The 13,635-nt window shown below is 64.3% G+C and carries 12 protein-coding genes; 5 read left to right on the forward strand and 7 right to left on the reverse strand.

The window, feature by feature from the left end; all coding sequences use genetic code 11:
* Positions 1-375 precede the first annotated feature (375 nt).
* Positions 376-1,335, reverse strand: a complete 960-nt coding sequence (locus tag QUH67_RS04075) for a TAXI family TRAP transporter solute-binding subunit (RefSeq protein WP_300945362.1) — start codon at positions 1,333-1,335, stop codon at positions 376-378.
* Positions 1,336-1,361: 26 nt separating this feature from the next.
* Positions 1,362-3,389: a TRAP transporter permease gene (locus QUH67_RS04080; protein ID WP_300945363.1), complete on the reverse strand. Its 2,028-nt coding sequence runs from the start codon at positions 3,387-3,389 to the stop codon at positions 1,362-1,364.
* 302 nt (positions 3,390-3,691) lie between these two features.
* On the opposite strand from QUH67_RS04080, the gene QUH67_RS04085 reads away from it, so the two are divergent.
* Positions 3,692-4,498 carry an SDR family NAD(P)-dependent oxidoreductase gene (locus tag QUH67_RS04085; RefSeq protein ID WP_300945364.1) on the forward strand — a complete coding sequence of 269 codons (807 nt, stop codon included), beginning with the start codon at positions 3,692-3,694 and terminating at the stop codon, positions 4,496-4,498.
* An 86-nt stretch (positions 4,499-4,584) separates the two neighbouring features.
* Here the strand turns inward: QUH67_RS04085 and QUH67_RS04090 are convergent, their stop codons facing one another.
* Positions 4,585-5,355 carry a hypothetical protein gene (locus QUH67_RS04090; protein WP_300945365.1) on the reverse strand — a complete coding sequence of 257 codons (771 nt, stop codon included), beginning with the start codon at positions 5,353-5,355 and terminating at the stop codon, positions 4,585-4,587.
* A 202-nt stretch (positions 5,356-5,557) separates the two neighbouring features.
* Here QUH67_RS04090 and QUH67_RS04095 point away from each other — a divergent pair, with 202 nt between their 5' ends.
* Together QUH67_RS04095 and QUH67_RS04100 are read left to right on the forward strand one after the other, a co-directional pair.
* Positions 5,558-6,322 carry a tetratricopeptide repeat protein gene (locus tag QUH67_RS04095; protein ID WP_300945366.1) on the forward strand — a complete coding sequence of 255 codons (765 nt, stop codon included), beginning with the start codon at positions 5,558-5,560 and terminating at the stop codon, positions 6,320-6,322.
* Positions 6,323-6,435: 113 nt separating this feature from the next.
* Positions 6,436-8,346, forward strand: coding sequence for a propionyl-CoA synthetase (locus QUH67_RS04100; protein WP_300945367.1), 1,911 nt, complete (start codon positions 6,436-6,438; stop codon positions 8,344-8,346).
* Positions 8,347-8,394: 48 nt separating this feature from the next.
* Here QUH67_RS04100 and QUH67_RS04105 read toward each other — a convergent pair whose 3' ends face one another.
* The 3 genes from QUH67_RS04105 to QUH67_RS04115 form a co-directional block, all read right to left on the reverse strand.
* Positions 8,395-10,026, reverse strand: coding sequence for an ankyrin repeat domain-containing protein (locus QUH67_RS04105; protein ID WP_300945368.1), 1,632 nt, complete (start codon positions 10,024-10,026; stop codon positions 8,395-8,397).
* Positions 10,027-10,261: 235 nt separating this feature from the next.
* Complete coding sequence (locus QUH67_RS04110; RefSeq protein ID WP_300945369.1) at positions 10,262-10,516, reverse strand: hypothetical protein; 255 nt, start codon at positions 10,514-10,516, stop codon at positions 10,262-10,264.
* 105 nt (positions 10,517-10,621) lie between these two features.
* Positions 10,622-11,644: a helix-turn-helix transcriptional regulator gene (locus tag QUH67_RS04115; RefSeq protein WP_300945370.1), complete on the reverse strand. Its 1,023-nt coding sequence runs from the start codon at positions 11,642-11,644 to the stop codon at positions 10,622-10,624.
* An 87-nt stretch (positions 11,645-11,731) separates the two neighbouring features.
* Between QUH67_RS04115 and QUH67_RS04120 the strand changes: the two genes are divergently transcribed.
* Together QUH67_RS04120 and QUH67_RS04125 are read left to right on the forward strand one after the other, a co-directional pair.
* The gene (locus tag QUH67_RS04120; protein WP_300945371.1) at positions 11,732-12,376 is read left to right on the forward strand and encodes a glutathione S-transferase family protein; all 645 of its coding nucleotides are present in this window, start codon (positions 11,732-11,734) and stop codon (positions 12,374-12,376) included.
* A 17-nt stretch (positions 12,377-12,393) separates the two neighbouring features.
* Positions 12,394-12,828, forward strand: a complete 435-nt coding sequence (locus QUH67_RS04125) for a DUF6157 family protein (protein ID WP_300945372.1) — start codon at positions 12,394-12,396, stop codon at positions 12,826-12,828.
* Positions 12,829-12,835: 7 nt separating this feature from the next.
* Here the strand turns inward: QUH67_RS04125 and QUH67_RS04130 are convergent, their stop codons facing one another.
* Positions 12,836-13,621 (reverse strand): enoyl-CoA hydratase/isomerase family protein, encoded by a 786-nt coding sequence (locus QUH67_RS04130; protein WP_300945373.1) that lies wholly within the window; start codon positions 13,619-13,621, stop codon positions 12,836-12,838.
* Between the last annotated feature and the right edge of the window lie 14 nt (positions 13,622-13,635).

Raw genomic sequence — 13,635 nt, forward strand, 5'->3', positions numbered from 1 at the left:
AAGCCCCAGGATTACTTCAACAGGGTTAAGACCGCCGACGAAATGGCTGCGATGGCGTTGCACTGCGCGCGTGCGTAGAAAACCATTCCGTTTCATGAACTTCAGCGAGCGCCTGTTCGCCTGGGCTGATCTTGATCCGCGTGGCGTGTTAACGCCTGTGTTCGCTTGTCGGCGGCGCGGTGTTCGTAACTCGTTCGCAGAAGCAGAGATGATGCGGCGCACACCGCCGTGCTGAGCGCACCGCCGAGGCTCGCGGCGGTCGCGAACGTCCCGGTGGCTGGGCTGGTTCCCGCCACCAAAAGAAATGACCGCGGCCCATGACGGACCGCGGTCATCGAGGTGTGTGCTGAGAGAAGCGAGCCGACTATTTGCAGCTTACTTGCCGATGCCCTGCTCCTTGAAATATTTCAGCGCGCCGGGATGGAACGGGATCGGCGAACGCTCCTGCACCTGGTTGCTGAGCGAGAAACTCTCGGCTTCCTTGTGCACGGCGACGATATCGGCCTTCTTCTCCACCAGTGTCTTGACGATGGCGTAGGCGTCGTCATTGCTCATCTTGTCACCGGTGACGATCAGATTCCAGACCTCGGTGATGGCATTGTCCTTGTCGTAGCCGGGATAGGAGCCCGCCTTGATCTTGCTCGCCGTGTAGAGCTTGCCGTATTTGGCGTTCATCTTCTCGGCGAGGTCGCCATGGTCGATCAGCTTCATCTTGATGTTGGGCGTCGCTGCGAGGTCGGTCACCGCGGCGGTCGGAATGCCGCCGACCCAGAAGAACGCGTCGATCTTGCGGTCCTTGACCGCGTTGACGGATTCGGCGACGCCGAGTCGTTCGCGCTTCAAATCCTTGTCCTTGTCGAGGCCGGCAGCCTCGATAACGCGGAACGCCATCACTTCGGTGGCGCTGCCAGGCGAGCCGGTCGAAACGCGCTTGCCCTTGAGGTCCGCCATGGTGTTGATGCCGCTGCCTTCCACCGTCACCACGTGCATGCGGTTCGGATAGACCACCAGCAGCGCCTGCAGCGGCAGCTTGCCGCTCTTGAACTTGTCCTCGCCGTTCAGCGCATCGAGCGCGGCGTCGGCCATGGTGAAGCCAAGCTCGCTCTTGCCGGCGCCGATCAGCTTGAGATTGTCGACCGAGCCGCCGGTGACCTCGGCGGTGGCCTGCACGTTGGGCAGGCTCTTCGACAGCACGTTGGCGACCGCGCCGCCGAGCGGATAATAGACGCCACCGGTGCCACCGGTTCCGATCGACATTGTTTTTTGCTGGGCATAGGCGGCGCCCGCGAGGGCGAGCCCCAGAGTGATCGCCAATGCGGCTGTGGTTTTTCTCATTGTTGTCTCCTCAATCCCTTCATTAACTATGTCGTTAGAGCGGGCCGCGCTGGCGACCGCGTTCTGGCCTGCCACAACACCACGCCGAGGCCGATGATCAGGCCTGGGACGTAGGTGTAGCTGATATCGCGGCCGATGATCCATTCGACGATCGCCTCGATCAGGCTCGGGAACACCAGCAGCAACCCGGATAGCAGAAGCAGGCTGCGCTCGACCGGTGTATTTTGTCGCAGCGCCCAGTTCTGGGCGAAGGAGGCCAGCGCTAGCAGGCCGAAGGTCGTCTTGATCGTGATCTCCAGGACATCGACCCAGGATCCACCCTTCGGGATCGACAGCAGGAGGCCGACGCCCTGCGGGTCGAGCACGAACACGAACGGCACCAGGAACGCAGGCAGCGTGTATTTCCAGGATTGCAGCGTGGTCTTGTAGGGATCGCCGCCGGTGATGGCAGCGGCCGCGAACGGAGACAGCGCCGTCGGCGGCGACACCTCGGACAGCACCGCATAGTAGAAGATGAACATGTGCGCGGCATAGTCGGGCACGCCGAGCTTGATCAGCGCAGGCGCCGCGATGACCGCGCAGATGATGTAGGAGGCCGTCACCGGCACTGCGAGGCCGATGATCCAGACGATCAGCGAGGTGTAGATCGCCGTGAGCAGCAGGCTGCCGCCGGCATAGCTGATGACGATCGCCGAGAATTTCAGGCCGAGTCCGGTCAGTGTCACGATGCCCACGACGATGCCGGCGCAGGCGCAGGTCGTCGCGGCGTTCAGCGCGCCGATCGAGCCGTCGGCCAGCGCCTTGACCAGCTTGGCCGGCATCAGCGCGGTTTCCTTGCGCAGGAACGAAAGCGCGAAGGTGACAACGATGGCGTAGAACACCGACAGCGACGGCGAGTAGCCGATCACCATGAACACAACCACGGCCAGCAGCGAGATGAAATGGAAGCCGTAGCGCTTCGTCATTTCGCCGAGCGACATTTCCGGCTTGAAGTCGACATCCCTGGCGCCGAACTTCTTGGCGTCCAGTTCGACCATGAACAGCAGCGACATGTAGTAGAGGCAGGTCGGAATGGTCGCCATCCAGATCACGTCGAGATAGCTGATCTTGAGGAACTCGGCGATCAGGAACGCGGCTGCGCCCAGCACCGGCGGCGACAGGATCGCGCCCAAACCACCGGCTGCGAGCAGGCCGCCCGCGGCATTCTTCTCGAAGCCGGCCTTCGCCATCATCGGATAGGCCACGGTGCCGATCATCACGGTGGTGGCGACGCCCGATCCGGAGGGACCGCCGAGCAGGAACGACGACAGCACGACCGTGCGGCCGGCGCTGTTCGGCTTGCCGCCCATCAGCGCCAGCGAGAAGTCGATGAAGAATTTCCCGGCGCCGGACTGCTGCAGGAATGCGCCATAGATCGTGAACAGGATGATCAGCGTCGCCGAGACGTCGACCGCGACGCCGAAAATGCCTTCCAGCGTGATGAAGAGGTGGCCGATCAGCCGGTCCACGTCATAGCCGCGATGGGTCCAGGGCGCCGGCAGATGCGGGCCGAGCATCGCATAGGCGATGAACAGGAGCGAAACGACAGGCATGATCGCGCCGGTGGTGCGGCGCGTCGCTTCCAGCAGCAGGATGATGAAGACAATGCCGACGATGACGTCCCAGCGGTCCGGCATGGTGGCGCGGTCGGTGAAGTCGTCGCCGCCCCACAGCGCATAGACGATGGTGGCGACCGCGACGATCCCGGGAACGATATCCCACCAGCGCACGCGGTTGCGAAAGCGCGTCGCCAGCGGAAACAGCAGGAAACTAAGCACCAGGGTGAAGGCGACATGGGTGTAGCGCAGTTCCTGGGTCGGAACGATCGCGTAGGCCGCGTAGAGGTGAAACAGGCTCATCACCACCGCGATCGCGGTCGAAATTTTCCCTGCCCATCCCAACAGGCGGTTGGCCGCGCCTTCTTCCGCCTCGACGAAGGATTCCGCCTTCTGCAGCGCTTCATCGGATACCGCAACGATCTCTTCGTTGGGTGGCAATGTCTTGTCTGCGGCCATGCTTTCCCCGGGGACCCCGTTAACTCCCAGACCCGGTGTTCCCCAGGCCGTTCGCGGCCGCATTCAGTCCATTTTGGGTAGCCGTGGCAAGGCCCTTGTAGCAGCATGCCCGCCGGTTCGCTTTAGCTCATCGGACAGGTTGACCCGGAGCCTCCATCCGTCCAGTTTCCCGGCCCAAATAGGGGACCAGCAAAAATCCGTAGCCCGCCGAGCGAAGCGATATCCGGGAAAACTGCCTGCGGGATCCCGGGTCGCTTCGCTCTCCCGGGCTACAAGGGAACGAATACGGGAAAAGAAGGTCGATGGAACGGCTGAAGGGCAAGACGGCGATGGTGGTGGGGGCGGGCTCGATCGGTCCCGGCTGGGGCAATGGCAAGGCGACCGCCGTCACCTTTGCGCGCGAGGGCGCGCAGGTGTTTTGCGTCGACCGCAACGCCGCAGCAGCCAGGGAGACCGCGGACATCATCACCGGCGAGGGCGGCAAGGCGACCGCCTTCACCGCCGACGTCTCGCGCGAGGCCGAGGTCGAAGCGATGGTGGCGGCGTGCGTGAAGGCCTATGGCCGCATCGACTTGCTCGACAACAATGTCGGCATCGCCGAAATGGGAAGCGTCGTCGAGGTGAACGAGGCGAGCTGGGATCGCGTCTTTGCGGTGAACCTCAAGAGCGCCTATTTCGCCATGAAGCATGTGATTCCCGTGATGCAGAAGCAGGGCGGCGGTTCGATCATCAACATCTCGTCGATCGCCTCGATCCGCCATCTCGGCATTTCCTACGTCACCTACGGCGCCTCGAAGGCAGCGATGAACCAGATGACGCGCACGACCGCCGTGCAGTTCGCGCGCGACCATGTCCGCGTCAATTGCATCCTGCCGGGCCTGATGAAGACGCCGATGGTCGAGCACTCGGCGGGATTGGCGGCCAGCTATTCGGCCGGCGATGTCGAGGCGATGTGGCGGGCGCGCGATGCGCAGGTGCCGATGGGCCACATGGGCGATGCCTGGGACGTCGCCCATGCCGCGCTGTTTCTGGCCTCCGACGAATCGAAATATGTCACCGGGATCGAGCTGATTGTGGACGGCGGCATCACGAGCAAGTCGGGCGCGTAGCGTTCCACTATGCCTGTGCGCTCAATTCGGCGCGGTGCCGGTGCTGGATCGATGTCGCCATCAATCCAGCACCGGATCCGGTCGATCTATTGCGCCATCGCCAGGATACCGCCCGCGAAGGAATGCCACAGCGGCGTCATGCTGATCGGCCAGTTCAGGAGTTTGACCGCGAGCAGCGCGATGCCGCCGTAGACATAGACCGGATGCGGCTTACCGCGCGAGCGCCAGTCGAACACCATCGCGATTACCAGCAACAGATAGGCGACAAAGGCCGGCGGAATGGTCACCGGCACCGGTGGCGGACCGAGCGGTCCGGGAGGCGCAAGGAAGGTCAGAAACCAGCGCGCGACTGCGGCGTCGAGCAGCGAGATGCCGGCCAGCAGCATCAGCCGCTTGTGCGTCTCGGGCTTGCGGATGGCGGCAATCGCCAGCGCGAACACCACGGCGAAGAAGGCAATTCCGCTGAGCGGAACGATTGCGAAGGCAATGCCCTCATTGATCATTCCGATCTCTGCCGAGCGCTTCATCGCGTGGACGGCCACCAGGAAGCCGAAGATCGTCATCGTGGTCGAGAGCGACACGCCGATCATGCCGATCGCGCGATGCCTTGCGACTTTGCCGGATGCAGCGAGCCAGCTCTGGAAGACGAAATAGAGCGACCAGGCGAAGAACAATAGTCCATGAAAATGAACCACGGGCGAAGCCGATAATGAGCGCTTCGCCAGCGGCAACCAGTAGGTCGGCGCAAAGCCGAGAAAAGCGACGGCCATGCAGGCCAGCGCCATGTAAAAATAAAAGTAGCCCGTTTGGGATTGCGCAATGCTGCGCGGTGGATTGAAGTCGGTCAATGTGGTCATGGTTCATGAGTCCGCTCGACCCGCAAAAGGTTCATGGGTGATCGACATATCCGTTCACGTGCGGGTGAAGCCGTTTTCGCGCGCGTCATGTTTCGGCCCAAATTCATCCCCTTACGAAAGCGGATACGCGCCCGTGCCCGTTGTCGGAAAAGCCGGCGGCTTGCTAGAATTGCGGGCTAATCCAAGACTCCCGGATCGACTGATGCGATTTCATTCCGACATCCGCAAACTGATTGCGGCTTCCTTGCTGTGCGTCGCATTTGCTGAAGGTGCGTCCGCGACCGGCGTCGAACCCGCCAAGGACTTGCGCGTCGACCCCGCGCTCTGCCTCGCCGCCGCGCACTCGCGTAACGACGACAAGACGATCGTGGCCTGTGGCGCGCTGATCGACAACGCCAAGACGGAAAAGCCCGACCGCGTCAAGGCGCTGACCGCGCGCGGCGGCGCCTATGAACGCAAGGACATGATCGAGCGCGCCATCGCCGACTATGACGGCGCGCTGCGGCTCGATCCCTCGCTCGCCGATATTCACAACACGCGCGGCGAACTCTGGCGCAAGAAAGGCGACCTGCCGAAGGCGGTGGCGGATTTCGCCGCGGCGATCAAGCTCAATCCGGATCACGTCTTGGCCCGGGCCAACCACCGTGCGCTGGCGCAGGAGGTGGAGCGGCTCGGTGCGCTGAAGGCGGTCGCCGGGAAGCCGAGTTTCAATTGCGCCATCGCCCGCCGCAAGGTCGAAAAGGCGATCTGCGCGAACCCCGAACTTGCCGATCTCGATCGCCAGGTTCAGGGATCGTATGTCAGGACAGTCGCTGAGAAGCTGACGCCGCAGCTGGCGCGCAAGCTCAAGCGCGAGCAGGAGGAATACATCTCCCGCCGCAACGCTGAATACGGCCGGCCCGGCTACGATCTGAAAAAGGCGATGCTCGACCGCCTGCAGCGCATCAACGGGATCGACGGGTACTAGATTCGGCGGACCGTCCGGCCTGTTCCGGCTTGATCTGGCGCAACTTCCCGTGACAATGCTTGAAATAAATTCGCCCAGACAAGACGAAGTCGCGGGCGGTCGGGGAGTGCGCCATGAACATTCAGAGCAACAGCCGGTATCACGAGGTTCACGCCCGCTCGCTGGCTGATCCGGAAGGGTTCTGGGCCGAGGCGGCGCGCGAGATCGACTGGATCGAACCGGCGAAGAAGATCTTCGATCCGTCGATGGGGGCGTATGGCCGCTGGTTTACCGGCGCCGTCGTCAATACCTGCTACAACGCGCTCGACCGCCATGTTGCGAACGGCCGCGCCGACCAGCTGGCGCTGATCCACGATTCGCCGCTCACCAACTCGGTCTCGAAATTCACCTATGCCGAGATGCTGAAGGAGGTCCAGACGCTCGCCGCCGTCATGCAGGATTTTGGCGTCGCCAAGGGCGACCGCGTTATTCTCTATATGCCGCTGGTGCCGGAAGCGGTGTTCGCGATGCTGGCCTGCGCGCGGATCGGCGCGGTGCATTCCGTGGTGTTCGGCGGCTTTGCCGCAAAAGAGCTCGCGACCCGGATCGAGGACGCCAAGCCGAAGCTCATTTTGTCGGCCAGCTGCGGCATCGAGCCCGGTCGTATCGTGCAGTACAAGCCGCTGCTCGACGAGGCGATCCGGCTGTCGAGCGTCAAGCCTGAAAACTGCATCATCCTGCAGCGACCGCAGCAGACCTGCGAGCTCACCGCCGGGCGCGATCACGACTGGGCCACGCTGCGGGACGCCGCGCTCAAGGCCGGCAAAGCAGCGCCGTGCACGCCGGTGCTGGCGACCGACCCGCTCTATATTCTCTATACGTCAGGCACCACGGGAATCCCCAAGGGCGTGGTGCGCGACAATGGCGGGCATCTGGTCGCGCTGAAATGGTCGATGTTCAATCTCTACGGCGTCAAGCCAGGCGAGGTCTGGTGGTGCGGCTCCGACATCGGCTGGGTGGTGGGCCACAGTTACATCGTCTATGGCCCGCTGATCCATGGCGCGACCTCGATCATGTACGAGGGTAAGCCCGTCGGCACGCCGGATGCCGGCGCGTTCTGGCGCGTGATCGCCGAACACAAGGCGGTGGCGCTGTTCACGGCGCCGACCGCGTTCCGCGCGATTCGGAAAGAAGATCCGGACGGATCGTTCATCCGCAAATACGATCTATCGAAACTCCGGACGCTGTTTCTGGCCGGCGAGCGGGCCGATCCGCCGACGGTGGAGTGGGCGGAAGCGCAATTGAAAGTGCCGGTCATCGACCATTGGTGGCAGACCGAAACCGGCTGGTGCATCGCCGGCAACCCGGTGGGCCTGGGCACGCTGCCGGTCAAGCACGGCTCGCCGACGGTGCCGATGCCGGGCTACCAGGTCGACGTGGTCGACGAGGCGTCAAAGCCGGTGCCCGCGGGCACCATGGGCTCGATCGTGATCAAGCTGCCGATGCCGCCGGCCTGCCTGCCGACGCTGTGGCAGCAGGACGAGCGCTTCAAGGAGGCCTACCTCAACGAGTTCCCCGGCTACTACAAGACCTCGGACGCCGGCTACAAGGATGAGGACGGCTATATCTGGGTGATGGGTCGCACCGACGACATCATCAATGTCGCCGGCCACCGGCTCTCCACCGGCGGCATGGAGGAAATTCTGGCCTCGCATCCCGACGTCGCCGAATGCGCGGTGCTCGGCATCAAGGACGCGATCAAGGGCGAAGTGCCCTGCGGCTTCCTGGTGCTGAAGGCCGGCGTGTCGCGCGCGCCGATCGATATTGAAAAAGAGATCGTGGCGCTGGTGCGCGACAAGCTCGGCCCCGTCGCTGCGTTCAAGCTTGCGATCACCGTCGGCCGCCTGCCGAAGACGCGCTCGGGAAAAATCCTGCGCGGCACCATCAAGAAGATCGCCGACGGCGAAAGCTGGAGCATGCCGGCCACCATCGAGGATCCCAAGGTGCTCGACGAAATCGGCGACGCGCTGAAGGGCAGGGTGTAGCGGATAGGGCGAGCCGATCGCTCGCCCCGCCCATCTTCGCGTGACCCGTTATCCCAACAGCTCCTCGGTGACCTCTTCGGAGAACCGCTTTCGTGTGCCGGCGATCAGCACCCGTTCGGGATCGTCAGGAATGGCGGTTGCGCCGGGCATGCCGTGATCGAGCAAGGCGCGCGCGCAGCCGACCCAGTCGCCGCCGTCGACCGGCTCGTTGCACGATGCCCAGCCGAGCGTGCCGCAGGCGTTGTCGCGATGCCCATGCTGCTCCGTCCATTTCGCGCCATGTTCGAGCAGGAAACGTGTCAGGCCGGCATCGCCGCGGAACACCGCGAGATTGAGCGCGGACGCATCCCAGTCGCCGCCGCGCACCGCGATCGGCCAGCCGAGTCGGACCATCAGCTTCACGACATCATTAGCGCCCGCCGCAGTCATGTCCGGCAGCAGGCGCAGTTGCGCGGCCGACAGCCCAGAAGGCAGATCGGGACGTCGCGATACCACGGCGCGCGCGCTGGCTTCGTCGTTGCGCGCGCAGGCGGCGACAAAGCGTTCGTCGTCGGAAATTTCCGGCGCATCGGTTTGCGCCTGCAGCAGGGCGGCGGCCTCGGTCATCCCGAACTGCAGCGCCAGACGGTAAGGACTGATGCCTTCTCGCGTAGCGCGCGACGGGTCGGCGCCCGCATCCAGCAGAGCTTTTGCGTGAAGCGGCCGGCGGCGGTAGATCGCCCACGCGAGCGGCGAACCCCAATCGGTCAGCGGTGGATTTTGCGCAGGTTCGTTCGGGTCGCCGCCATGCGCCAGCAGCAATTTCAGCGCGGTGGCGTCCTCGAGATCGATCGCGCGATAGATCGCGTTGCTTCCGGCGATACGCGCGCCGTGCTCCAGCAACAGGCGCGTGCAGTCCGGGTTTTCCAGCGAATGATAGAGAGATTCGCCGTCATTGGGATCCGCGCCGGCTTCGAGCAACAATCTGGTCAGCACCGGATCGTGGTTGCTGCCTGCCGCGCCGTAGAGCGTCGAGAGCGGACAGTTCTGATTGGGTTCGCTCAGCGATCCCGGCGGCCAGCGGCTGTGAATGCGCTGGTTGACGTCGGCGCCGTCAGCGATCAGCAACGCCGCGCAGCGATGCAGCCTTTCGCGGAACTCCTCCACGCGCAGCAGGCTCGAATGGGCCACGGCGACAAGCGGCGGCAATCGCAGGGGGCCGCCCGACTGGTTGACCCATGCGGGATCGGCCTGTGTCGCCTGCCGCAGCGCGCGGTCGTCACCGATCGCGCAGGCAAGCCAGGGATCGCCCGCAGCCAGATCGGGATCATCGGCCAGAATCCGCAACGCGACGCGCGGGTTTGCGCGGTTGACCGTGCCGCTGACGTCTCCGGCATAAAGCAACTGCGCCCAGTGCAGCACGCGAATGGCGCGCTCCTGCTGCGCCACCGCCTGCACCTCGACGTAGCGCTTCAGATCGTGCCAGGACGCAAAGCCGTGTTCGCGCGCGATGCAGGATTGCGCATCGTGCAGGCGCAATCCCAAGCTCAAAAGAGCGTCATCGCCGAGGCCTGCCGCAGCCGGCAGCGCGCTGCGAAACCGCGCCATCGCCGCCGCATCGCGGCTTCGATAGAGGCGGATCAACTGCTTGGCTTGCTTTTTCAGATGATCGAGGTTCAGCCGATCGGGGAGCGGATTCATCAAAACACCTCCGTGCATGACTTCGCCGAAGGCCCGCAATACCGGCTGCACAAAGGCTGTGGATGTCGCTCGAAAGCTGCAAGTGGGTTCAACCCTTCCCGCGGGCCCGGGAGCGGCTTGCACCGCATGCGCGACCATATGGCCCGCACGGGCGATGGTCAATTGGCCGGGATTCCGGACGGCAAGAAATCCCGGCCGCACGAAAGGCGGCCGGGATCCTCGCCTGAATGTTGGATCAGTAGGCGCAGACGTTCACGGTGCGCAGGCGCATGCCGCGTCGGGTTTCGACCCAGCGCTGCTGCAGGCAGCCGTTCAAGCCGGTGTTGACATAGAGGCCGCCGATGCCGACGCCGACAGCCGGACCCCAGCCATAGCCGTAACCGTGGCCCCAGTGATGGCCGTGATAAAAGCCGCCGGCGGAAGCGGGCGCTGCAGCGGCAATGGTGAGCGAGGCGGCGGTGATCAGTCCAAGGGTCATCTTGCGAAACATTTCAAATACTCTCCGGTTTGATTGGCGCGAGGCCGTTGTTGCGTCCCTGCCCATCAGTCGGATCGAAATCGCCGTGCGTTCATGCGCGTCGTGGAGAATCGTGTTTCAGGAATGTTTCGTGGTGCGGGACCGGGTCTTTCGATCCTGGTAACCATGTTGCGCCGTCCGGTAGCGCGCGGCCATGGCCTGCGTCAGTTCGGTCATCTTGTCGCGCAGCTCGGCCGGCGCCAGCACTTCCGCCTCGGCGCCGAGACGAAGCAGTTCGGCCGCCGCATGCCACACCGTTTTGCCGATCGGAACGAACGCGATCCGCCAGCCGTCGGCATCGGCGTTCTCCTCGATGCGGGTGCGCGTCTTCACGTATGGCTGGCTCAAGGCGTTGAGCAGTTTGATGCCGAACGGCGACAGCCGTACAGTGGCGGTGTTCGGGTGCATCTCGCCTTCGAGCCGCGTGGTCGCCGCAAGCCAATAGGCGGCGAGGTCGAAACCGGCGGGTCGCTCGAAGCGTTCGTCGAGAACGTTGCAATCGAGCACGCGCGCCACGCGATAGGTCCGCACGCTGCCGTCGACCTGCCCAGCGAGATACCAGCTGCCGCCTTTCAGCACGAGGCCGAGCGGCGCGATGCGCCGGCGCTTCTCGGCCCGCCAGCTCTGGTAGCGGATTTCGATCGGGTTTTCGCGCAGCACAGCGCCCGCGATGGCACGCAGATGTTTTGGCTGCTCGGATTCGCCAAACCAGCTCGGCGCATCGAGATGAAAGCGCTCCTGCATCCGGCCGGCGTTCGGACGCAGACTGGCCGGCAGCGCCGCCATCAGCTTGGTCTGCGCAGCCAGCATCGCGGGCTCGAGGCCGAGCGCGGCGGCGGGACCCGGCAGGCCCGTCATGAACAGCGCCTCGGCCTCCGGCTGCGACAGTCCGTTCAGTCGCACGCGATAGCCGTCGAGCAGGCGATAGCCGCCTTCCGCGCCGCGATCGGCGTAGACGGGAATGCCGGCGGCGGCAAGCGCATCAATGTCGCGATAGATGGTGCGCACCGAAACCTCGTTAGCCTCGGCGAGTGCAGGCGCGGTGACCTGTCCCCGCGCCTGCAGGGTGGTGAGGATCGAAAGCAGCCGGCTCGCGCGCATGGTTCCTTAAACCATACCTGACACAGGATGTCAGGTATGGTCGGGCATACAGGGTCCGTTGCCGAGAGGCCCCATTGGAGACAGCTCATGATCAGCCCGGACCGCATCACGCTTTATTATTCGCCGCAGACCCGAGCGACTGGCGCGCGGGTGCTGCTGGAGGAGCTCGGCGCGCCCTACGATCTCCATGTCCTCAACATGAAGGCGGGGGAGCAGCGCCAGCCGGCCTATCTCGCCGTCAACCCGCTGGGGAAGGTGCCGGTGGTTCGCCATGGCAACGCGCTGGTGAGCGAACAGGTCGCGATCTTCATCTATCTCGCCGACCTGTTTCCGGAAGCCGGTCTGACGCCCGCGCTCGACGATCCCTTGCGCGGGCCGTATCTGCGCTGGATCGCCTATTACGGTTCGTCCTTCGAGCCGGCCCTGATCGATCATTTCATGAAGCGCGAGCCGGCGCCGCAGACGCAATCGCCCTATTCCGACTACGATTCCATGCTCGGCGCATTGGAAGCGCAGCTTGCCAAGGGGCCGTATCTGCTCGGCGAGCGCATGACGGCGGCCGACGTTCTGTGGGGCGTGGCGTTCAGCTGGACGATAATGTTCGGCCTCGTGCCGCGAAAGGACGTATTTACGGCCTATGCCGAGCGCATGACGTCCCGCCCCGCCTTCCAGCGGATCACGGCGGCCGATGCGGAGATGGCGGCGCAGCATGCCGCGGCCGCCGGCGGGTGAGCGGCCACGGATTTCCGATGCCAAGGACCATGCACACGACCAACTATTTCGACACGTTCATCCAGGTCGCGGAGGATTGCCCGGCGCGCACCGGTGAGGAGCCGCTGCCGCGCGCCGGCAATCCGACGGTCGCAGGTTTGCAATACAAGATGATTGCGGATGCGCCGTACAAGTACACGTCGGACGACGTGGTATTCGCGACCTCGTCCCAGGGCCGGCAACTCGACGCCAAGGCGACGAGGAAGGAGCGCAGTCTCGCGCGTGACGAATTTTTCTCCAAAGGGCAGGCGTGCCTGAGGGCATCGGGTCTGGGCAAGCGCTTCGGCTGGGGCGTGCATGCCGATGCCGAGGGGCGCATCGCGATCTATGGGGTCGACAGCAAGCGCTACCAGGCGCTTGCCAAGGATGCCGGCATCAAACAGGTTCGTGCGATGCGGACGAAGCGGACCTGAAGTTCTCTCAGAATTTGGGCGGGCGCTTCTCGGCGAACGCCTTGATACCTTCCTTGATCTCGTCACTGCGCATGCTCTCGCGGTGGCGCAGGTCGGCGGCCTCCTCGTCGAATTTGCCGTGGGCGAATTCGTTGATGGCGCGCTTCATGCCGCGCATCGCCTGCGGCGCGTTGCCGGCGAGGATGTTGGCGAGCCTGTCGACTTCCCCGTCGAGCGCCTCCTCGGGCACCATGGCGGTGAGGTACCCGATCCGCAGCATTTCCGGCGCCGTGATTTTTTGCGCGGTGAGAAACAGCATTTTGGCGTTGTCGACGCCGAGCCGCGACACGTAGCGGGCGATGCCGCTCCTGTAATAATGCAGGCCGAGCCGCGCCGCCGGCATGAACATTTCGGCGCTGTCGACGCCGATGCGGAAATCGCAGGCCAGCGCCAGGTCGGTGGAGCCGCCATAGACGCCGCCATTGAGCCGGCAGATCGTCGGCACTCCGATATCCTCCAGGCGGTCGACCACCGCCTCGAACGCCGATCCCGCGCTCGGCTGCGCGGTCGCGCTGGTGGCGCGGTCCGCCACCGAGTTGAGGTCGTAGCCGGCGCTGAAGGCGCGGCCGGTGCCGGTCAGCACCAGCACGCGGATCGCGGGATCGGCCTCGATCTGGTCGAACAGTTTAACGAGATCGACGAGATCCTCGCTCTGCAGCCGGTTCAGATGTTTCGGCCGGTTGAGGCGGATGGTGGCGCGGGCGCCGCTGATCTCGAGGAGGGGCGCGGTTGCCGCCTCGGTTGTATCAGGCATGCTGGTCTCCATTG

Origin of the sequence: Bradyrhizobium roseum (assembly GCF_030413175.1) — a bacterium.
In the GTDB taxonomy this organism is placed as follows: Bacteria; Pseudomonadota; Alphaproteobacteria; order Rhizobiales; family Xanthobacteraceae; genus Bradyrhizobium; species Bradyrhizobium roseum.